This is a genomic window from Burkholderia savannae (genome assembly GCF_001524445.2).
In the GTDB taxonomy this organism is placed as follows: Bacteria; Pseudomonadota; Gammaproteobacteria; order Burkholderiales; family Burkholderiaceae; genus Burkholderia; species Burkholderia savannae.
Genome location: NZ_CP013418.1, coordinates 958,850 through 976,273 on the forward strand (window position 1 = coordinate 958,850; position 17,424 = coordinate 976,273).

Sequence of the window (17,424 nt, forward strand, 5' to 3'; positions counted from 1 at the left end):
CGTCATCTCCTTCAAGAGTTCTAACAATCGGTCAATGCATCACGAAGCCGCCGTTCACGGGCAGCAGCTGGCCCGTCACGAAGCGCGCGGCGTCGGACAGAAGGAACAGCACCGGCCCCGTCACGTCGGCCGGCGCCTGCGCGCGCGGCAGCGCGCGGCCCTGCAGGTAATACTGGTGGCGCTCGGCGGGTACGTAGGCCGTCGCCTCGACTTCGGTCAGGCCCGGCGCGATCGCGTTGACCGTCACGCCGTGCTCGCCGAACTCCCGTGCGAGCGCATGCGTCATCGCGATCACCGCGCCCTTGCTCGCGACGTACGCAAGCAGTTTCGGCGCGCCCCACAACGCGGTATCGGACGCGAGATTCACGATCGCGCCGCGCCCCGAGCGCGCGAGATGCGGCAGCACCGCGTTGCACGCGAGCCAGACACCGCGCGCGTTGACATTCATCACCGCGTCCCACGTGTCGATCGAAAGCTCGGCCGCGAGCTTGCCGCCCGAGTTCGTGATCGCCGCGTTGTTGACGAGGCCGTCGACGCCGCCGAGCACGTGCGCGCCTTCGTCGACGAACGCGGCGACGCTCGCCGGGTCCGCCAGATCGAGCGCAATGAAGCGCGCGTCGTGGCCCGCGCAGCGCAAACGCTGCTCGAGCGCGCGCCCTTCCACGTCGAGCACGTCACCGAATGCGACCTTCGCGCCCGCCGCGACGAGCGCCTCGACGAACGCCGCGCCGAGCCCGCGCGCGCCGCCCGTGACGAGCACGCGGCGGCCGGCGAGCGCGACCGCTTGCACGGGCGCGCTCATGCGCGCTCCGCCGCTTCGGCCTGGGCCGCGCGATGCGCGTCGAGCGCCGCGAGATGCTCCTGCGCGCGCTGGCGCAGCATCCGCCGCGCGCGCGTGATGCCGACGTCGTGCTGATACAGGTATTCGTGATCGCGCGCGTTCGGCGCCATGCTCTCGAGCACGTAGCGGTCCTGTTCAAGCACCGCCCAGTGCAGCCCTTCGAGGCGATTGCGATACAGGAAGCGCCACACGTCGCGCTGCCAGCCATCGACCTTGCGGGTGCGCCAGAAATAGACCTGGCAGTGGTCGTCGTCGATCGGCGTCGCGAAGCCGACGATCCCGAAGCTGCCGCCCGGGCCGAACTTGCGCTGGTACGGAATCGCGAGACGCAGCCAGATGCAGCCCGTCTCGCCGAGCTCGACCCAGTCGAAGTTCACGTCGCGCTGGTTGACCTTCTCGAACATCAGGCCGGTCTCGGTCTTGCGCACGCGCATGTCGGCCTGCTTGTCGCCTTCGGCCATCGAATGCGACGTCGCGTGCAAGTACGCGCCGTGCATCGGGTCCATCACGTTGTCGATCGCGTACTGGTAATTGCAGGTCCAGTTCGACACGCACACGAACTGCGCATACTCGGGCCCGACGAGCTCGTCGGGCAGCACGAGCGGCGCGGGCTCGCGATGCGCGTCGTCGCCGAACCACAGGAAGATCGCGCCCGCGCGCTCCTCGACCGGATACGATTTCACGCATGCCTGCCCTTCGAGCGGACAGTTCGACACGGCCGGCACCTTCGTCACGGTGCCGCCGCCGTTCACTTCGACGCCGTGATACCAGCACGCGACGCGATCGCCGAGGTTCCAGCCGAGCGACAGCCGCGCGCCGCGGTGCGGGCAACGATCCTCGAGCGCCTGCACCTTGCCCTGCTGATCGCGCCACAGCACGATCTGTTCGGATAACCGAGTAATGCCGACGGGCGCGCTCGACACTTGCCAGCTCGGCGCGACGGGGTACCAGTAGTTACGGATGCCGCGGTCGAGATACTCGCGGATCGGATCGGCGCCGGCGTTCGTTTGGGCGGAAGACGTCATCTGTTTGCTCCGGAAGCGTTTGAGGGCGGCTGCGTCATTCGGCGAGCGCGGCGAGTTCCGCGCAGAAGCGCTCGGCGGTCCACTCGGCGCCGTCGGGCGCGCGAAAGCCGATGCGGTTCAGGCCCGCGACGACGTCCGCCAGCTCGGTCGCGCCGCCTTCGAACACGCGCTCGAGCGCGTCGCCCAGATCGTTCTCGTACTGCGTCGGCTCGGCCTTGCGCGTCTGCCACACGAGATTCGGCATTTGCCCGGGGGTCTCGATCTGCCCCTTGCCCGCGACGTTGTTCGGCTGCGGCGCGCGCCACGGCATGAGGAACGGGTTGAAGTTCACGGTCGTCTCGTTCATGTCATTCCACCTTGATCTGGATTTCTTCGCCGGCGAGCCGCACCGCGTATGTCTTCAGCGCGCGGCCGCCCGGCCCCTTCAGGCACTGGCCGGACTTGATGTCGAACACGGCCTCGTGCAGCGGGCACTCGACCGTGCCTTCGTCGACGAAGCCTTGCGTAAGAAGCGCATACGCGTGCGGGCAGACGTTCTCGAGCGCGTACACCTCGTCGCCAACGCGATAGATCCCGATCTCGACGCCGTCGGTGCGCTTGAACTCGATCGGCGAATCCTCGGACAACGCGCCGGCATGTCCGGCGCAAACCCATTGTTCAGACATCTCACACCCTTCCTTCAAGTCGGCCTGTCCGTTTGTTCCACATGCGGAACATCAGTTTATGGATGGTGATTATAGGAGTGCGTCTCGAAGATCAAAATAAAAAGCTGCGGCTCCTAGGGAAAACACCGAGGTGTGGATTCCGTGCGATGCGCCGCAACCCAGGCCAGCCGGGCACGAGATGGGAATTTCGGGTTTTCCCTCGATTTTTCATGATGTTACGAGCGTGTCGTCGGACGAATCGCGCGCGCCGTTCCGATTCGAAAATTTATTTTGTTCCTGTCAATTTCCGCCCCTATACTTCATTCCACCAAAGGCACAAAGTTCCATATATGGAACACAAGAAGGCCAAATACTCAGCCGTGGGAACGCGCGTGGCCGACTCTTTCGCGCGCGGCCACCGCCCGCGTCATTCGAAGCGAAGGTCAGGAGATCAGATGGTCAAGCATGCGGTAGCAGCATTACTCGGGGCGGGCGTCGCCGCCGGCGCGTGGGCGCAGAGCAGCGTCACGCTGTATGGCAGCCTCGACGCCGGCGTCGCGTACGTGAACAACGCCGGCGGCGGCGCGAAGTGGTCGATGATTCAGGGCAACACGCAGCCCGACCGATGGGGCCTGAAAGGCGTCGAGGATCTGGGCGGCGGCCTGAAGGCGATTTTCCAGCTCGAAAACGGCTTCTATACGAACAGCGGCCAGATGGCGGCGGCGGGCACGATGTGGAACCGCCAGGCGTTCGTCGGCCTGAATTCGGACAAGCTCGGCACGCTGACGCTCGGCCATCAGACGCCGTTCAACTTCGACTGGCTCGACCCGCTGTCGACCGCGTTCCTCGCGCAGAGCTGGTACGCGTTCCATCCGGGCAACCTCGACCAGCTCGCGGACACGAGCACGGTGCCGTTCAACAACTCGGTCAAGTACCGGTCGCCCACCTACGCGGGCTTCACCGCGGGCGCGATGCTCGGCTTCGGCAACACGACGAACTTCTCGACCGGCCGGACAATGAGCTTCGGCGTCAACTACGCGAACGGCCCGTTCAAGGCGGCCGCAGTCTATTCGAACGAGCACGACCAGGCGTTCTCGATGGCGACCGTCGGCGGCATCGCCGGGCCGGGCGGCACGTTCCAGGGCATGCCCGTCGCGAATTACGTCGCAAAGAAGGCCGAGAACATGGGCGCGGGGCTGTCGTACCAGTTCGGGCCGCTGCTCGTGCACGGCCTCTACACGCGCGTGAAGCTGCAGGCGAACGGCCACTCGGACACGTTCCAGAGCTACGACACCGGCGCGAACTATCAGACGTCGCCGTTCAACGTGATTGCGGGCGGCGCGGCGACATCGACGCTCGCCGGCCGCCGCTGGACGCAGTTCGAGCTCGGCGATACGTATTCGCTGTCCAAGCGCACCCAGCTCTATGCGAACGTGCTCTACGAGCACGCGAGCGGCAATGCGAAGGCGGCGTTCTTCACGGCGGGCGTGTCGAGCACGGCGAACCAGGTGATCCTTCTGGCGGGGATTCATCACTCGTTCTGACGTTGCTCCGATCGCGGCGTGACGCCGCGCGGGCGCGCCGAGCACCCGTCGCGTGACGGGCGGGCGGCGCGCAACGCGGCTTCGCCGCGGCGGCCCAGCACGCCGCAGCGGCAGCGCGCGGATGCAAAAAAGCCCTCGCTTCGTGCGAGGGCTTTGTCTTTTGAAGCGTCGTCGAGAAGAACCTCAAAGACCGATCAGCCAGTTCGAACCGCCACCGCCGCAGCCCGATTCGCCTCGCGCCGCATCGTGCGCCGCCCGCGCTGCCCGCACATCCCACGCGCCCCGCGCCGCCCGAGACGAACGAAGCGATCAGAACAACGCGACCTTGTGCCGCGCGTGCGCGACGGTCGGATCGCTGTCGAGCGGCCGATAGTTCAGGCGCTGCGACAGATCGACGGCCGCGCCGCACACCACTTCGACGAGCCGCTCCTTTTCATCGGCCGAGCCGATCTCCGAGCGCGGCACCGTCGCCGTGATCGCGGCGACGATCGAGCCCGAGTGATCGCGCACGGGCGCCGTCACCGCCGAGATTCCGCTCTCGAACGCGCCCTCGCTTACCGCATAACCGAGGCGCGCGTAATGGCGCACGCGCTCGTAAAGCTCGTCGACGGTCGCGGGCGTATGCTCTGTGAACGCTTCGAGCCGCTTTTCCGGATAGAGCTGGCGCATCGCGTCGCGCGTCAGGTCGCCCATCAGCACATGGCCGTGCACGGTCGCGTGCGCGGGCAGCCGCGTGCCGACGTGCACCTTCACCGAGCCGAACATCGGCGCGTTGCTCTGCGCCTTCGCGACGAACACGACGTCGCGCCGGTCGCGGATCAGCAGATGCGCCGACAGGCCGGTCGCATCGCGCAGGCGCTCGAGCACCGGCGTGCCGAGGTCGGTCAGTTCGAGCGAGTTCAGATATTCGAAGCCGAGTCGCAGCACGCCGACGCCGAGCCGAAAATGACGGTCGCCGTTCGCGCGCTCGATGAAGCCGAGCGCCTCGAGCGTCTGCAGCAGACGGAACGTCGTCGTGCGCGGAATGCCGATTCGCTTCGACAGCTCCGGCGCGCTCAGCACCGGCTCGCGCGCGGAAAACTCGGCCAGGATGCGCAGCCCGCGTTCGAGCCCCGGAACGAGATAGGACGACGCGCCGCCCGCGGCTTCGTCGTCGGCCGCGTCAGGCGCTGCGGCCGCAGCGGCCGTGGCATGGCGCGGATTGCCCGTTGCGGCGTCGGCGGCACGCTTCGCCGCGGCTGTCGTGGTGGTTTTGGCCATGTCGGCTGCAGTGGACGGAAAGAAACCGAATCATAACGCGAAGGCTGCCCGGTTTTGACGCGCGGGCAGCGCCCGCCGTCATCCGCCCGCCAGCGGCCGGACGCGCCGCGCGGCGGCGGGCGGCGCGCTCACCCAGCGAAACGTCAGGTTGATCCGCTCGCCCTGCACGGCGGGCTCCTTCGGCACGCGGTGCCGCCATTCCTGCTGGGTACGCCCGCGCATCACGAGCAGGCTGCCGTTCGTCAGACGATATGCATGCGCGACGCCCGTCCCGTTGTGCCGCAAATCGAAAATGCGCGTCGCGCCGAGGCTCAGCGACGCGATCACCGGCTCGGCGCCGAGCTCCGGTTCGTCGTCCGCGTGCCAGCCCATGCTGTCGAAACCGTTGCGATAGCGGTTCAAAAGCACGCTGTTGAAGCGCGCGCGGCTCGCCGCCTCGACCATCCGCTTCAGCTCGAGCACGGCGGGCGTCCAGGGCGCCGGTTCGTTGCGGATGCCCGAGTACACGTAGATCGCCTGCGGTTCGCCCTGCCACGCGGTCAGGCGCGGCAGCGGCAGCAGGCCGCGCGGCGTGCGCATCGTGTCCTGCCGCCACGCGACCTCGTCGACGAGGCGCGCATGGAAACGGTCTGCGTCGGCGGGCGCGAGCCAGTCCGGATGCCAGTCCACATCGGGTTTCGGCAGGTCGTCGAACAAATCGAACATCGTCGGTCAAAATCTCCGCATCCGGCTATCATCGCGGAATGGCGCGCATCGCATCGTGCGGCGCCGCGCCGCCCTGTTCAAATTCTAGCCGCGCAAACGCAAAGCCGTTTGCGCGCTCATCCGGATCTCGACATGACTCTTTCCGATTCCGCCCTCGATCAAATTTTCCGCACCGCGCGCACGCACAACGCGTGGCAGCCGAGGCCCGTCGACGACGCGCTGCTCCACCAGTTGATCGACCTCGTCAAATACGGCCCGACGTCGGCGAACTCGAGCCCCGCGCGCTTCGTGTTCGTGAAGTCGCCGCAAGCGAAGGCGAAGCTCGAGCCCGCGCTGTCCGAGGGCAATCGCGCGAAGACGATGGCCGCGCCCGTCACGGTGATCGTCGGGATGGATCTCGCGTTCTACGATCATCTGCCGAAACTCTTTCCGCACGCGGACGCGCGCAGCTGGTTCGCGGGCAACGACGCGCTGATCGAAGCCACGGCGTTCCGCAATTCGTCGTTGCAAGGCGCGTACCTGATCGTCGCCGCGCGCGCGCTCGGCCTCGACGCGGGCCCGATGTCCGGCTTCGATCAGGCGGCCGTCGACGCCGCGTTCTTCGCCGGCACGTCGATCAAATCGAACTTCCTCGTGAACCTCGGCTACGGCGACCCCGCCGGCCTGTTCCCGCGCAGCCCCCGCTTCTCGTTCGACGAAATCGCGCGCATCGCATAATCGTGCAACGGGCGGCGCGTGCGCGCGCCGCCTTCTCCCCAGTTCCTCCCGTTCCCGCCCATGCGACGCGTTTCATCGTTTCTGCTGCGCCTCACGATCATCGGCGTGTTGCTGCACGTGTACGTCGGCTTTCGCCTCCTTCCCGACCTCGCGTCGCCCGCCGCCCGCTACGCGGGCGCGCTGTGGCTCGTCGCGTCGTGCTTCCTGATTCCGCTCGGGATGCTCTCGCGCGTGTTCGAGCGGCAGCCGCTCGGCGATCGCATCGCATGGGTCGGGCTCGTCGCGATGGGCTTCTTCTCGTCGCTGCTCGTGCTCACGCTTGCGCGAGACGTGCTGCTCGCGTCGCTCGTCACCATCGACGCGCTCGCGCCCGGCGCGGTGTCGCTCGCGCACTGGCGCACGCAGACGGCGGCCGGCGTGCCGCTCGCGGCGCTCGCGGTCAGCGTCGTCGGCTTCGTCAATGCGCGACGCCGCGCGCGCGTCGTCGACGTCGACGTGCCGATCGACGACCTGCCCGCCGCGCTCGACGGCTTCACGATCGTGCAGATCAGCGACATCCACGTCGGCCCGACGATCAAGCGCGGCTACGTCGAGGCGATCGTCGACGCGGTCAACCGGCTCGAGCCGGACCTCGTCGCGGTGACGGGTGACGTCGTCGACGGCACGGTCGCGCAGCTCGCGGGCCACGCGGCGCCGCTCGGCGGGCTGCGCGCGCGGCACGGCGCGTACGTCGTGACGGGCAATCACGAGTACTACTCGGGCGCCGACGAATGGATCGCCGAGTTCCGTCGCATCGGCCTCGACGTGCTCCTCAACGAGCACCGCACGCTCGACCACGGCGACGGCAGGCTCGTGATCGCGGGCGTCACCGACTACTCGGCGGGCCACTTCGATCCCGCGCATCGCAGCGATCCGGACGCGGCGCTCGCGGGCGCGCCCGTCGACGTGCGCATCCGCGTGCTGCTCGCGCACCAGCCGCGCAGCGCGACCGCGGCGGCCGATGCGGGCTTCACGCTGCAATTGTCGGGCCACACGCACGGCGGCCAGTTCTTCCCGTGGAATTTCTTCGTGCGCCTCCAGCAGCCGTTTACCGCGGGGCTCGCGCGGCTCGGCGGGCTGTGGGTCTATACGAGCCGCGGCACCGGCTACTGGGGGCCGCCGAAGCGGCTCGGCGCGCCGTCGGAAATCACGCGATTGCGTCTCGTGCGCGACGACGGGAACTAAGCGTGCGCGCCGTCGATGCCGAATGCCGAATGCCGAATGCCGAATGCCGAATGCCGAATGCCGAATGCCGAATGCCGAATGCCGAATGCCGAATGCCGAATGCCGAAGGCAGAACGCGATTCGACGGACCATAGAAGAGACGAATGTCGAGGCAAACGCCCACGCTCGCCGTCGCCTGCCGGATCGATTCATGCGGAATCCCGACGATATCCACTCCGCAACGTCTGCACCCCGCCCGCGTTCGCGCATCGCCGCGGCCGTCACGGAATGTCGCCGGACGTCGCCCACCCGAGCGCCCGCGCAGCCGCTCTTGCGGGTTGACTCGCGCGACGGGTCCCGCCTAGAATGCCGGCCATCCATCCTTTCAGGAACCGTCGTGGACAGTAGCAGCGCAACGTCCGCACGCCGCTTCGCCTGAACGCCCGCCTGCCGGCCCAGTCGCCGCCGCGCGCGTTCATCGGAACGCGTGCGATTTCCCGATTCACACAAACGCATCGATTCGCGCGCTAAAGTGGCGTGCGGCGCACGATGCATGCGCGCCCGCTCGGGACGCTCGCGCCGCCGCGCTCCGTCGCGCGCCGCGCACTCGGCATGGCAGAACACCAATGACTTTCGAATTCGCACTTCGCCTCTTCACCGCATTCGCCTGCGGGGTCGCCATCGGCCTCGAGCGGCAAATCCGCCAGCGCACGGCCGGCCTGCGCACGATCACGCTCGTCGCGAGCGGCGCGTGCCTCTTCGTCACGCTCGGCGTGCTGACGGGCAACGGGATTCCCGGCGTCACGCAGATCGCCGCTTACGTCGTGTCCGGCGTCGGCTTTCTCGGCGGCGGCGTCATCATGCGCGACAAAGGCTCAATCCAGGGCATCAACACCGCGGCGACCCTCTGGTGCTCGGCCGCGGTCGGCGTGCTGTCCGGCGCCGGCCACTACATGCCCGCGCTCGCGGGCACGGGCGTCGTACTGCTGACGAACACGCTGCTGCGCGGCGTGAGCCAGGCGATCAACGCGACGCCCGTCTCGAACGCCGATCTCGTGCGCGAATATCAGATCATCGTGATCTGCCTCGCGTCGGACGAAGTGCACATCCGGACGCTGCTGTCGAATTCGATGTATGCGAAGCCGCTGTCGTTCCAGAGCCTGACGAGCGAGGACGTGCCGCGCGAGCCCGACGCGCCCGAGCGCATCAAGGTGACGGCGACGCTCAAGCTGCACCCGAAGGATCAGCAGAAGCTCGAGCAGATCGCGAGCCGCATGAGCATGGAAAAGAGCATCTCGAGCGTGAGCTGGACGGCGAAGGAGGCCGAGCCGATGATGGAGTGACGCGGGCGCGCCCGCGCCGCTCACGGCGCCTCGATGAGCCCCATCGCGATCGCCTTCACGACGGCCTGCACCTTGTTCGTCGCGCCGAGCTTGTCGAGGATGTTGTTCACGTGGAAGTTCACGGTGCGCTCGGAGATGTTGAGGATCTGGCCGATCTCGCACGCCGTCTTGCCCTCGCCCGTCCAGCACAGCACTTCGCGCTCGCGATGCGTGAGCGACACGCCCGATTCGGGCGCGAGCTTCGGCACGAGGAAGCGGCTCATCAGCGAGTGCGACATGTTCGCGAGCCAGTTCGCCTGCAGCGTCAACTGATTGATCTCGGCGGGCGTCAAGCGATCCGTGTGCCGCGCGATCGTCAGGAGCCCGAACACCCCGCGCGGCGCCCAGCTCGACTGCGCGACGCCGACGGCCAGCCCGTGATCGCGCGCGTCGCGCCATAGCGTCGTCTCGTCGACGCTGCTCGCCTCGGGCCAGACGATCATGTTCGAGCAGAGCGCGCCGTCGCGCACGGTCGGATCGACCTCCAGGTAGTTCATCTCCTGATAGCGCTCCATCCAGCCGTTCGGATAGGTGTCGAAGATCGCCACCGCCGGCTTCGAGATCGGCAGCGGCACGCGTATGCCATAGCAGCAATATTCGAAGCCGAGCCGCTTCGAGTACGCGGCGATCTGTTGAAAGAGCTGCTGCTCGTTTTCCGCGGCGCTAAATTGAAGATAGGCATCTTGCCAGCGCAGTTCCATTCGTTCTCCAGCAGCTTCACGCTGTCATACTTGCTAGGTTTCAGCACGCGCGCGGACTGATACATTCCGCGGCATGAATTCACCATTGCTCCACCGCTTTTGCGGCCCATCCACCGACGGCTACGTGCGCCTTCCCGTGCACGCGCTCGCGGAGCTGCAGCTCGTGCACGTGTCGTCCGGAATCGATTCCGGATTGCTCGTCGAGCTGCGCGCGAGCGAAATCGACGCCCGTCTCGCCGGCTACACCGAATGGGAGCGGCCGTCGAGCACGTGCGCCGCGCACGTCACCGTCGGCTGGGACTGGTACGTCGACGGCTCCACGGGCGCATTCGTCATAGCATGGGGCGACGTGCGCAGCAACGTGATGGGCGTGGACGGCAACGGTCTCGACATCGGGATGGACCCGACGTCGGCCGCGCTGTCACGCCGGCTCGCCCAGTTGAACTGGCCGTCCGCAGTCGCCGCCGCGATGTTTCGTCGCGGCGATTTTTCGCACGCGGGCCCCACTCTGCAATGATGCGCATTGGTGCAATTAGTGCATATTGTCCAATTTTCCTCGAACGTTGCGGATTGACAAGCAAATTATCCAATCTTTGCAACCCGGCACTGACGAAATCCGCCAAAGCTCCCCCACCCGCCTCGCCATCCCGACCCTGTAAGGGTTAACAGTTACTTGTCCTCGGAGCGCGCGATGTAATGCGCCCATTCCAAAGTACACGCACGAGGACGACACCATGCGAACTTTCGTTCATGGCGACGGGCGCCTGCCGAGCGACTTGGCGGCTGATCTGGGCCTTTATCGGCACCGCGTTTTCGTCGAGCAGCTCGGCTGGAAGCTACCGTCGGCAAGCGAAGGGTTCGAGCGGGACCAGTACGACCGTGACGACACCGTCTACGTGTTCGCCCGCGACGACGACGGCGAAATTTGCGGTTGCGCGCGGCTGCTGCCGACCACCCGCCCGTATCTTCTGCAGGAACTGTTCCCGAGCCTCGTCGCGAACGACATGCCGCTGCCGCAGGCCGCGGCCGTCTGGGAGCTGTCGCGCTTCGCCGCGAACGCGGAAGATCCGGCCGGAAGCGGCAATCCGGCGTGGGCAGTGCGGCCGATGCTCGCCGCCGTCGTCGAGTGCGCGGTGCGGCGCGGCGCGAAGCAGTTGATCGGCGTGACCTTCCTCAGCATGGAGCGGCTGTTTCGCCGGATCGGCGTGCACGCGCACCGGGCCGGGCCCGCGCAACAGATCGACGGGCGCATGGTGGTCGCGTGCTGGATCGATCTCGATGCACAGACGCTCGCCGCACTCGGCCTCGATCCGCTGCTGTGCGCGCCGCGCGCCGAAGCGGCCTGAGCGCGCGATTGTCGGCCCTCGGAACCGTGCCGTTCGCCATTCAAGGAGATATATACACCGTGGACCATTCATCGGTATTTCGCGCGATGCTGCCCACGTTCGATGCCGGCGAAACCCGCATCGCCGTCGCCTTCCCGTCGTTCGCCGGGCGCCTGCCGCTCGTGCGGCTCGGCAGGCAGGGGCTCGTCTTTCGCGCGCGCGGCGCGATGCCGCCCGTCTGCGGACTGCCCCGCTCCGCGACGCTGTATCTCGACGACGAGCCGCTCTGCACGCTGCGCCTCGTGATCCGCGAAGTCGACTCGTGCGACGACGGCGCGCACGACCTGACGATGCAGCCGTCGGCCGCGAACGGCGACGCGCTCCTCTGGCATGCGCTGCGCACGCGTTGCCGGCATGCGCGGGCGCCGCTCGCGCAACGCGCACCGGGCGGCCGAGCGCCGTCGGCGGCCAACGCGCCGGCGGCGTCGCGCCGGCGCGACGCGTCGACGCGCGACGAACCGTGCGGCTCGCAAGCGGCCGGGGCCGGCATGCGCGTGACGCGCAGCGCGGCGTTCCGGCTCGCGGACCGCGGCGACGCCCTCTTTTTCGCCGATTGGCTCGAATACCACTTCGACGAATTACGCGCGCTCGCGCAAGGCCTGTCGCCGCGGCTGCACCTGAACGAGCTCGAGCGGCACCTGACGGGCGACGAGGTCGACGTGCGCTTCGTCTACGACATCGACGGCCACGCGGACCGTAGAATGCTCACCGATTGCGCGCGGCAGGCATGCGAGTGGATCGCGGCCGAGATGCGCCGCCGCTTCGATCTACCGATTGCCGAGCAGCGCTTCGGCGCGCGCAAGCCGCGCCGCGCAATGCGCTCTACTCGTTTTCGTCGAAATAATAGTGGCCGAACTTGAGCTGCTTCGTCCGGATATAGCGCTCGTTCTCCTCGCGCACCGGCACCGCGAGCGCGACACGCTCGCAGACCGGGATGCCGTGCCGCACGAGCGTGTCGAACTTCTTCGGGTTGTTGCTCATCAGTCGGACCGACGTGACCTTCAGTATCCGCAGGATCGCGGCGGCGGAATCATACTCGCGCGCATCGTCCGGCAGGCCGAGGTCGAGGTTCGCCTCGACGGTGTCGCGCCCCTGCTCCTGCAGCGCATACGCGCGGATCTTGTTGCTCAGGCCGATCCCGCGGCCTTCGTGTCCGCGTAGATACAGCAGCACGCCGCGCCCCTCGGCCGCGATGTAGCGCAAGGCGAGATCGAGTTGCTCGCCGCAATCGCATCGATACGAGCCGAACACGTCGCCCGTCAGGCATTCGGAATGAAGCCGCGTCAGCACCGACGGCTGCTCGGCGACATCGCCCATCACCAGCGCGAGGTGCTCGGCATCGCCGCCCGCGACGCGAAACGCATACGACGTGAAGGTGCCGTAGCGGGTGGGAAGCGTCGCCGTGGCGACGAGCGTCACGCACTCGGGCACGGCGCCGTCGTCGGGCTGCGGCGATTCAGGATGCGAAGACTTCATGGAATGCATCAAACGAAAGAATTAAGGAATGTTCTGGATGGCGAGTGGACGGAGTTTACCGCTAATCTGCGAACTGGACGCACCCGCCCGCGGACGCCGATCTATACTGGATGCTTCACCCGACGCGGCGGCCGCGCGCCGCCTTCCGTGAATCGCCCAGCCAAGGGAGACAGCGTATGAGCCTCACCGTCGCACAGATTCTCAGGTCCAAGCCTGATTCGGGACGCACGATTCACACGATCGAGAAGTCCGATTCCGTCTACAACGCGATCAAGCTGATGGCCGAAAAGAGCATCGGCGCGCTGCTCGTGATGGACGGCGCGGACATTGCCGGCATCGTGACGGAGCGCGACTACGCGCGCAAGGTGGTGCTCCTCGACCGTTCGTCGAAGGCGACGCGCGTCGAGGAAATCATGACGTCGAAGGTGCGCTACGTCGAACCGACGCAGACGAGCGACGAGTGCATGGCGCTGATGACGGAACACCGGATGCGCCACTTGCCCGTGCTCGACGACGGCAGGCTCATCGGGCTCGTGTCGATCGGCGACCTTGTGAAAAACGTGATCGCCGATCAGCAGTTTACGATCGATCAGCTGGAGCATTACATCCACGGAATTCCGGCTGCCGTGCACCCGCAGTAGACACGCGCCACGGCGCCTATCAAAAAATGCCCAAACGCATCGCGTCTGGGCAAAGCCGCCGAAGTGCGGCGACGGAGGTTCGGCTCTGCACTCGCGAGCCTCGCGCATCGCACGGGCTCGCGGTTTATGGAATCGACCTCTTCAGGGTTGCCGGCGGCGCTCGGCGCTGCCGGGTGCATTCAGTACGACGTGCCGATCCAGTCAGTTGCCGAAGTAGACCGAATGGCCAAACGAAGGCGAAGTCGGCGACATGCTCGCGCGGCTACCGGATTCCGATGCGCCGGCCGGCTGCACGCCATAGCCGCTCGTGTCGGCGTGCGTGAGCGTTTGCTGCGCGGGGCGCATGCGTTGCGAAGCAGCCTGGACATTCGCCGGATACTGGGTCTCGCCGGATTCGGGCTTGTAGCCGTTCTGCTCGAGCTGGACGAGCTCGGACTTCACTTGCTCGCGGGTCAGCGGCTGCTGCTGGTCGGCTTGCGCGAAAGAAGCGAGCGGCGCGACGAGCATCGACGCGGCAACGGCTGCATAGACGAACGATTTCATGATGGACCTCCGGAATGTTGTATTGGCGTCGCTCCAGGCACCGTTGTCCGAAGCGATTGATTCCAGTCTAGTCACCGGCATTACAAGGGGAAATCCCTAGTTTAAACATACAGCGTTGCATCAATAGCAATAATTTCAGGCTGTATTGCAGCCGAAAGCCAGTCAAAAGCATCACGACGGCAACAATGGGAAGCGACGCCACAGGCTCGCTCGCCTGCTGTCCGGTTCGTCGTTTTGTTGTATATTTGTAAAGTTTGTCCCGTCTTTCGTCTTTCGTTTCATTGCCTCGATCATGCGCACGCAGACCTTCCACGCCAATTTTGCGCACCGCCCGCGCGGTGCGCGCGCGGCCGTGGTCGCCGTCGCGACGCCTCCCCTCCTTCGAAGCACGCTTGCAGCGCCGCTCGCCGCGGCCCGGCGCTTGACCTGACAGCAGCCTCCATCCCGGAGCCGCGTCAGCCAGGCTCCGGGCGATCCCGCAGGTTGGCCACGCCACCCAAGCCGATCATTTGGAGACTGTCATGAAGAACAGGATTTATCAGCTCACCGAACTCGACGTCGCGCGCCTCGAAAAGCACGCGGAACGCAACCCTCGCTACCAGGAAATGCTCGACACGCTGCTAGAGCGTGCGGATATCGTCGAGCCCGACAAGATTCGGGCAAACGTCGTCACGATGAACTCGCAGATCAAGCTGATCGACGAAACGGCCGGCCAGGACATGACCTGGACCATCGTCTATCCGGATGCGGTCAACTTCGAACAGGGCCGGCTGAACGTGTTTTCTCCGGTCGGCATGGCGCTGCTCGGCGCACGCTGCGGCGAAAAAGTGAAAGTCACGCTGCCGGGCGGCGCGGACGCGACGCTGAAAATCGCCGAGATCGTGTACCAGCCGGAAGCGAGCGGCGATTACACCTACTGAACGGCGGCGAATCGCCGGATGCGGCACGGTAGCCGGGCAAGCACGGCCGGCTAGCCAGCCGCACAGCACGAATGCCGAAGAACGGGCGCGCCGCCCGTCGACGTCGACCCACCAAGAGAAAAGCGAGGATGCATGTGCAACCCTCGCTTTTTTCTTTCACCTCGACGCGCATCGCATCGGCGTCGCGCATAAAAAAAGGCGCCCGAAGGCGCCTTTTCGAGACTGGACAAGCCAGCCGTCAAGCTTAGAAGCGGTGACGCAGACCAACCGTTGCCGCGGTTTGGTTGATCGACGTGCTGAACGGCGTGCTGAGGTCGCCGTTGTAGATCGACGCGTTCGCGTTCTTCGACGAACGTTGGTACACAGCTTGTGCATACACGTCGGTGCGCTTCGACAGAGCGTAGTCGGCCTGGACGCCAACTTGGTTCCAGTGCTGGCTTTCGCCGTTTGCCTTCGCGTTCGTGTACGTGTAAGCAACGCCCAGACCCAGTGCCGGCGTCAGGTTGTACTTCACGTTGGCTTCGTAGTTGTCGGCACGGATGGTCGGCGTGCCGTTTGCCAGGTTGTCGAGGCGCGATTGCGTCCACAGCACGCCGCCTTGCAGCGGGCCGTACGCGTAGCTTGCGCCAGCGCCGTACACGCGCGAACGGCCTTGGATGTTCGCCGCGTTCGTGCCGCCGATGTTGAAGCCGGTCAACGGATCCGTTGCGCCCGTGGTGTTCGCGCCAGCGTTGTTAGCTTGCGAGTACGCAGCACCGACCTTCAGGCCTTGGAACTGGTACGAAGCGCCCGCGCTGTATGCACGGTTGTTCGCGAATTGCGAGTTGTTCGAGAACGAGTACGTGCCGCCGAATTGCAGGCCGGCGTAGTTCGCGCTCGTGAACTTGACCGTGTTGTTCACCGCGACGTCGCCGTTCGTGTTCAGGCGGTCGTTGTTGAGCGGGTGAGCGAAGTACGTGCCGCCCCAGGTGCCCGTTGCCGACAGCGGCGACAGGTAGTCTTGGGTTGCGTCGTACTGACGGCCCAGCGTGACGGTGCCGTAGTTGCTCGACAGGCCGACGAACGCTTGACGGTTGAACATGCCGCCACCGTTGTTGAAGCGGCCGTTACCGATGTTGAAGCCGCTTTCCAACGTGAAGATTGCCTTCAGGCCGCCACCCAGGTCTTCCGAGCCGCGCAGACCGAAACGGCTTTGATCGACGCCCGAGCCGACCGACCACAGCGACTTGCCCGAGCCCGACGGCGTCGCGACGTTGCTTTGGTACGTGATGCCTGCGTCGAGCACGCCGTACAGCGTGACGCTGCTTTGCGCGTGTGCGACGGTGGCGAACGATGCAGCAACTGCTGCAACAATCAGAGTCTTGTTCATGCGTGGAGCTCCCTTTTAAAAAAGGTAGGCCTTGCGACCTCGTTTCGATAAACGGTCTGCAACCGCCCGGAAGCGCCATATCGGCTTGCGAAACTTCCTGCATGGCCGCGCCCGGATGGTTGCCCGTTCTGGGAACCGTGAGTTTAGGGGTGTACCCTAGGGGCGCCATTCGCGAATAAAGAAATAAGCTTTTCCAGAACTAGAAATAATAGAAATGCCGACCTCTTATAAGTATTTGTTTTGTCGCAAGTTTTTGACCTCTTGACACCTCCTTTTTGGCGGTCTCGCCAAGATCATTCCTCTGTGTCAGCGTCTTGACGGTTGCGTATAAACAACAAACGCCTTCCAGTAAAACCGGCGGATTCGGTATTTTTTACTCATTTAAGCGCACTCGGCGTCGCCAAAACGAAAGACTATCGCCAGCATACTTTCGATAGATCTCGTTCGCTCCACCAGTCCGCACCACGGTTGGGCGCCGTAACAGCCGTTACAGGGTTCGTAACGATAGCCTGCTTGCAACGCGTTAGGGTCGAACCTGCGGCGGCGCTTCGGCTTGCGCCGCTTCCGGTTCACTCCATGGAGCAACCATGAATCGACGTCAATTTCTCCACACGCTTTCGCTCGGCGGCATCGCACTTGCCGGCGGCCTCGGATTCGGCACCGCCGCAACCGCCCAGCAGCCGCCCGGGCCGCCGCAATCGCCACAGTCGCCGCCCGGCTATCGGCCGCCCGACTACCGCCCGCCGATGCAGCCTCAGCCCGCCAGGCCGCCGTACCATGGTCGCCCGGACCGTCCGCCGCCGCCGCTTCGGCACGAGCGCCGCCCCGCGCCGCCGCGCCCGCGCGGTTATGTATGGACGACCGGCTATTGGGGCTGGCGCGGCGGCCGGTATGTATGGATTCCGGGCCGCTGGATCGCGGCGCGCCCCGGCCACCGCTGGGTGCCCGGCCATTGGCAGCAACGCTCGGGCGCCTGGATCTACATCGAAGGGCGATGGAATTGAGCGCGTCTCGCGGGCGCGCGAATGCCGGCCGCGACGCGGATCGCTCGAGGAGCGCGGCTATTCG

General features: G+C 66.0%; 21 protein-coding genes. 10 read left to right on the plus strand and 11 right to left on the minus strand.

Annotated elements, in window-relative coordinates:
• Positions 1–31: 31 nt before the first annotated feature.
• From WS78_RS25205 to WS78_RS25220, 4 genes are read right to left on the minus strand one after another with little or no spacing between them, the layout of a single operon-like run.
• Complete coding sequence (locus tag WS78_RS25205; protein ID WP_059582523.1) at positions 32–802, minus strand: SDR family oxidoreductase; 771 nt, start codon at positions 800–802, stop codon at positions 32–34.
• On the minus strand, positions 799–1,866 hold the full coding sequence (locus tag WS78_RS25210; RefSeq protein ID WP_038744090.1) for an aromatic ring-hydroxylating dioxygenase subunit alpha: 1,068 nt from the start codon (positions 1,864–1,866) through the stop codon (positions 799–801). The genes WS78_RS25205 and WS78_RS25210 overlap by 4 nt, the downstream gene beginning before the upstream one ends.
• A gap of 34 nt (positions 1,867–1,900) precedes the next feature.
• Positions 1,901–2,212, minus strand: a complete 312-nt coding sequence (locus WS78_RS25215) for a recombinase-like helix-turn-helix domain-containing protein (protein WP_038744087.1) — start codon at positions 2,210–2,212, stop codon at positions 1,901–1,903.
• 1 nt (position 2,213) lies between these two features.
• Complete coding sequence (locus WS78_RS25220; RefSeq protein WP_038744084.1) at positions 2,214–2,531, minus strand: non-heme iron oxygenase ferredoxin subunit; 318 nt, start codon at positions 2,529–2,531, stop codon at positions 2,214–2,216.
• 434 nt (positions 2,532–2,965) lie between these two features.
• On the opposite strand from WS78_RS25220, the gene WS78_RS25225 reads away from it, so the two are divergent.
• Positions 2,966–4,054: a porin gene (locus tag WS78_RS25225; RefSeq protein ID WP_038744082.1), complete on the plus strand. Its 1,089-nt coding sequence runs from the start codon at positions 2,966–2,968 to the stop codon at positions 4,052–4,054.
• 309 nt (positions 4,055–4,363) lie between these two features.
• On the opposite strand, the gene WS78_RS25230 is transcribed toward WS78_RS25225, so the two are convergent.
• Both WS78_RS25230 and WS78_RS25235 read right to left on the minus strand, forming a co-directional pair.
• Positions 4,364–5,314 (minus strand): IclR family transcriptional regulator, encoded by a 951-nt coding sequence (locus WS78_RS25230; RefSeq protein ID WP_038744080.1) that lies wholly within the window; start codon positions 5,312–5,314, stop codon positions 4,364–4,366.
• 78 nt (positions 5,315–5,392) lie between these two features.
• Positions 5,393–6,019, minus strand: coding sequence for an alpha-ketoglutarate-dependent dioxygenase AlkB family protein (locus tag WS78_RS25235; protein ID WP_038744079.1), 627 nt, complete (start codon positions 6,017–6,019; stop codon positions 5,393–5,395).
• Positions 6,020–6,151: 132 nt separating this feature from the next.
• Between WS78_RS25235 and WS78_RS25240 the strand changes: the two genes are divergently transcribed.
• The 3 genes from WS78_RS25240 (at position 6,152) to WS78_RS25255 (ending at position 9,282) form a co-directional block, all read left to right on the plus strand.
• The gene (locus tag WS78_RS25240; RefSeq protein ID WP_038744198.1) at positions 6,152–6,736 is read left to right on the plus strand and encodes a malonic semialdehyde reductase; all 585 of its coding nucleotides are present in this window, start codon (positions 6,152–6,154) and stop codon (positions 6,734–6,736) included.
• Between the two features lie 60 nt (positions 6,737–6,796).
• Entirely contained in the window at positions 6,797–7,960 is a 1,164-nt protein-coding gene (locus tag WS78_RS25245) for a metallophosphoesterase (RefSeq protein ID WP_038744077.1), read from the plus strand.
• Between the two features lie 605 nt (positions 7,961–8,565).
• A complete protein-coding gene (locus WS78_RS25255; protein ID WP_038744074.1) occupies positions 8,566–9,282 on the plus strand; it encodes an MgtC/SapB family protein in 717 nt (238 codons plus the stop codon).
• A 20-nt stretch (positions 9,283–9,302) separates the two neighbouring features.
• On the opposite strand, the gene bpsR is transcribed toward WS78_RS25255, so the two are convergent.
• Entirely contained in the window at positions 9,303–10,022 is a 720-nt protein-coding gene (gene bpsR, locus WS78_RS25260; protein ID WP_038744072.1) for an autoinducer-binding transcriptional regulator BpsR, read from the minus strand.
• 73 nt (positions 10,023–10,095) lie between these two features.
• On the opposite strand from bpsR, the gene WS78_RS25265 reads away from it, so the two are divergent.
• The 3 genes from WS78_RS25265 (at position 10,096) to WS78_RS25280 (ending at position 12,267) form a co-directional block, all read left to right on the plus strand.
• Complete coding sequence (locus WS78_RS25265; RefSeq protein WP_038744070.1) at positions 10,096–10,539, plus strand: DUF4902 domain-containing protein; 444 nt, start codon at positions 10,096–10,098, stop codon at positions 10,537–10,539.
• A 217-nt stretch (positions 10,540–10,756) separates the two neighbouring features.
• The gene (gene bspI1, locus WS78_RS25275) at positions 10,757–11,368 is read left to right on the plus strand and encodes an N-acylhomoserine lactone synthase BspI1 (protein WP_059582528.1); all 612 of its coding nucleotides are present in this window, start codon (positions 10,757–10,759) and stop codon (positions 11,366–11,368) included.
• Positions 11,369–11,454: 86 nt separating this feature from the next.
• Positions 11,455–12,267: a hydroxymethylglutaryl-CoA reductase gene (locus tag WS78_RS25280; protein WP_038744193.1), complete on the plus strand. Its 813-nt coding sequence runs from the start codon at positions 11,455–11,457 to the stop codon at positions 12,265–12,267.
• On the opposite strand, the gene ribA is transcribed toward WS78_RS25280, so the two are convergent.
• Entirely contained in the window at positions 12,230–12,883 is a 654-nt protein-coding gene (gene ribA / locus WS78_RS25285; RefSeq protein WP_038744066.1) for a GTP cyclohydrolase II, read from the minus strand. The two genes, WS78_RS25280 and ribA, sit on opposite strands and share 38 nt — an antisense overlap.
• A 176-nt stretch (positions 12,884–13,059) precedes the next feature.
• Between ribA and WS78_RS25290 the strand changes: the two genes are divergently transcribed.
• Entirely contained in the window at positions 13,060–13,524 is a 465-nt protein-coding gene (locus WS78_RS25290) for a CBS domain-containing protein (protein ID WP_038744064.1), read from the plus strand.
• Between the two features lie 201 nt (positions 13,525–13,725).
• On the opposite strand, the gene WS78_RS25295 is transcribed toward WS78_RS25290, so the two are convergent.
• Both WS78_RS25295 and WS78_RS36300 read right to left on the minus strand, forming a co-directional pair.
• Positions 13,726–14,067 carry a DUF4148 domain-containing protein gene (locus WS78_RS25295; protein ID WP_038744062.1) on the minus strand — a complete coding sequence of 114 codons (342 nt, stop codon included), beginning with the start codon at positions 14,065–14,067 and terminating at the stop codon, positions 13,726–13,728.
• A gap of 67 nt (positions 14,068–14,134) precedes the next feature.
• Positions 14,135–14,395, minus strand: coding sequence for a hypothetical protein (locus WS78_RS36300; protein WP_157131161.1), 261 nt, complete (start codon positions 14,393–14,395; stop codon positions 14,135–14,137).
• Between the two features lie 193 nt (positions 14,396–14,588).
• Between WS78_RS36300 and WS78_RS25305 the strand changes: the two genes are divergently transcribed.
• On the plus strand, positions 14,589–14,987 hold the full coding sequence (locus WS78_RS25305; protein WP_038744060.1) for a GreA/GreB family elongation factor: 399 nt from the start codon (positions 14,589–14,591) through the stop codon (positions 14,985–14,987).
• Positions 14,988–15,231: 244 nt separating this feature from the next.
• Here WS78_RS25305 and omp38 read toward each other — a convergent pair whose 3' ends face one another.
• On the minus strand, positions 15,232–16,356 hold the full coding sequence (gene omp38, locus WS78_RS25310) for a porin Omp38 (RefSeq protein WP_038744058.1): 1,125 nt from the start codon (positions 16,354–16,356) through the stop codon (positions 15,232–15,234).
• 587 nt (positions 16,357–16,943) lie between these two features.
• Between omp38 and WS78_RS25315 the strand changes: the two genes are divergently transcribed.
• Entirely contained in the window at positions 16,944–17,360 is a 417-nt protein-coding gene (locus tag WS78_RS25315) for a YXWGXW repeat-containing protein (RefSeq protein WP_059582533.1), read from the plus strand.
• Positions 17,361–17,424 lie beyond the last annotated feature (64 nt).

What these genes read in the sequence shown, in the direction of transcription:
- WS78_RS25205 (WP_059582523.1), bottom strand. Translation starts at nt 802, where the DNA reads ATGAGCGCGCCCGTGCAAGCGGTCGCGCTCGCCGGCCGCCGCGTGCTC.
- WS78_RS25210 (WP_038744090.1), bottom strand. Translation starts at nt 1,866, where the DNA reads ATGACGTCTTCCGCCCAAACGAACGCCGGCGCCGATCCGATCCGCGAG.
- WS78_RS25215 (WP_038744087.1), bottom strand. Translation starts at nt 2,212, where the DNA reads ATGAACGAGACGACCGTGAACTTCAACCCGTTCCTCATGCCGTGGCGC.
- WS78_RS25220 (WP_038744084.1), bottom strand. Translation starts at nt 2,531, where the DNA reads ATGTCTGAACAATGGGTTTGCGCCGGACATGCCGGCGCGTTGTCCGAG.
- WS78_RS25225 (WP_038744082.1), top strand. Translation starts at nt 2,966, where the DNA reads ATGGTCAAGCATGCGGTAGCAGCATTACTCGGGGCGGGCGTCGCCGCC.
- WS78_RS25230 (WP_038744080.1), bottom strand. Translation starts at nt 5,314, where the DNA reads ATGGCCAAAACCACCACGACAGCCGCGGCGAAGCGTGCCGCCGACGCC.
- WS78_RS25235 (WP_038744079.1), bottom strand. Translation starts at nt 6,019, where the DNA reads ATGTTCGATTTGTTCGACGACCTGCCGAAACCCGATGTGGACTGGCAT.
- WS78_RS25240 (WP_038744198.1), top strand. Translation starts at nt 6,152, where the DNA reads ATGACTCTTTCCGATTCCGCCCTCGATCAAATTTTCCGCACCGCGCGC.
- WS78_RS25245 (WP_038744077.1), top strand. Translation starts at nt 6,797, where the DNA reads ATGCGACGCGTTTCATCGTTTCTGCTGCGCCTCACGATCATCGGCGTG.
- WS78_RS25255 (WP_038744074.1), top strand. Translation starts at nt 8,566, where the DNA reads ATGACTTTCGAATTCGCACTTCGCCTCTTCACCGCATTCGCCTGCGGG.
- bpsR (WP_038744072.1), bottom strand. Translation starts at nt 10,022, where the DNA reads ATGGAACTGCGCTGGCAAGATGCCTATCTTCAATTTAGCGCCGCGGAA.
- WS78_RS25265 (WP_038744070.1), top strand. Translation starts at nt 10,096, where the DNA reads ATGAATTCACCATTGCTCCACCGCTTTTGCGGCCCATCCACCGACGGC.
- bspI1 (WP_059582528.1), top strand. Translation starts at nt 10,757, where the DNA reads ATGCGAACTTTCGTTCATGGCGACGGGCGCCTGCCGAGCGACTTGGCG.
- WS78_RS25280 (WP_038744193.1), top strand. Translation starts at nt 11,455, where the DNA reads ATGCTGCCCACGTTCGATGCCGGCGAAACCCGCATCGCCGTCGCCTTC.
- ribA (WP_038744066.1), bottom strand. Translation starts at nt 12,883, where the DNA reads ATGAAGTCTTCGCATCCTGAATCGCCGCAGCCCGACGACGGCGCCGTG.
- WS78_RS25290 (WP_038744064.1), top strand. Translation starts at nt 13,060, where the DNA reads ATGAGCCTCACCGTCGCACAGATTCTCAGGTCCAAGCCTGATTCGGGA.
- WS78_RS25295 (WP_038744062.1), bottom strand. Translation starts at nt 14,067, where the DNA reads ATGAAATCGTTCGTCTATGCAGCCGTTGCCGCGTCGATGCTCGTCGCG.
- WS78_RS25305 (WP_038744060.1), top strand. Translation starts at nt 14,589, where the DNA reads ATGAAGAACAGGATTTATCAGCTCACCGAACTCGACGTCGCGCGCCTC.
- omp38 (WP_038744058.1), bottom strand. Translation starts at nt 16,356, where the DNA reads ATGAACAAGACTCTGATTGTTGCAGCAGTTGCTGCATCGTTCGCCACC.
- WS78_RS25315 (WP_059582533.1), top strand. Translation starts at nt 16,944, where the DNA reads ATGAATCGACGTCAATTTCTCCACACGCTTTCGCTCGGCGGCATCGCA.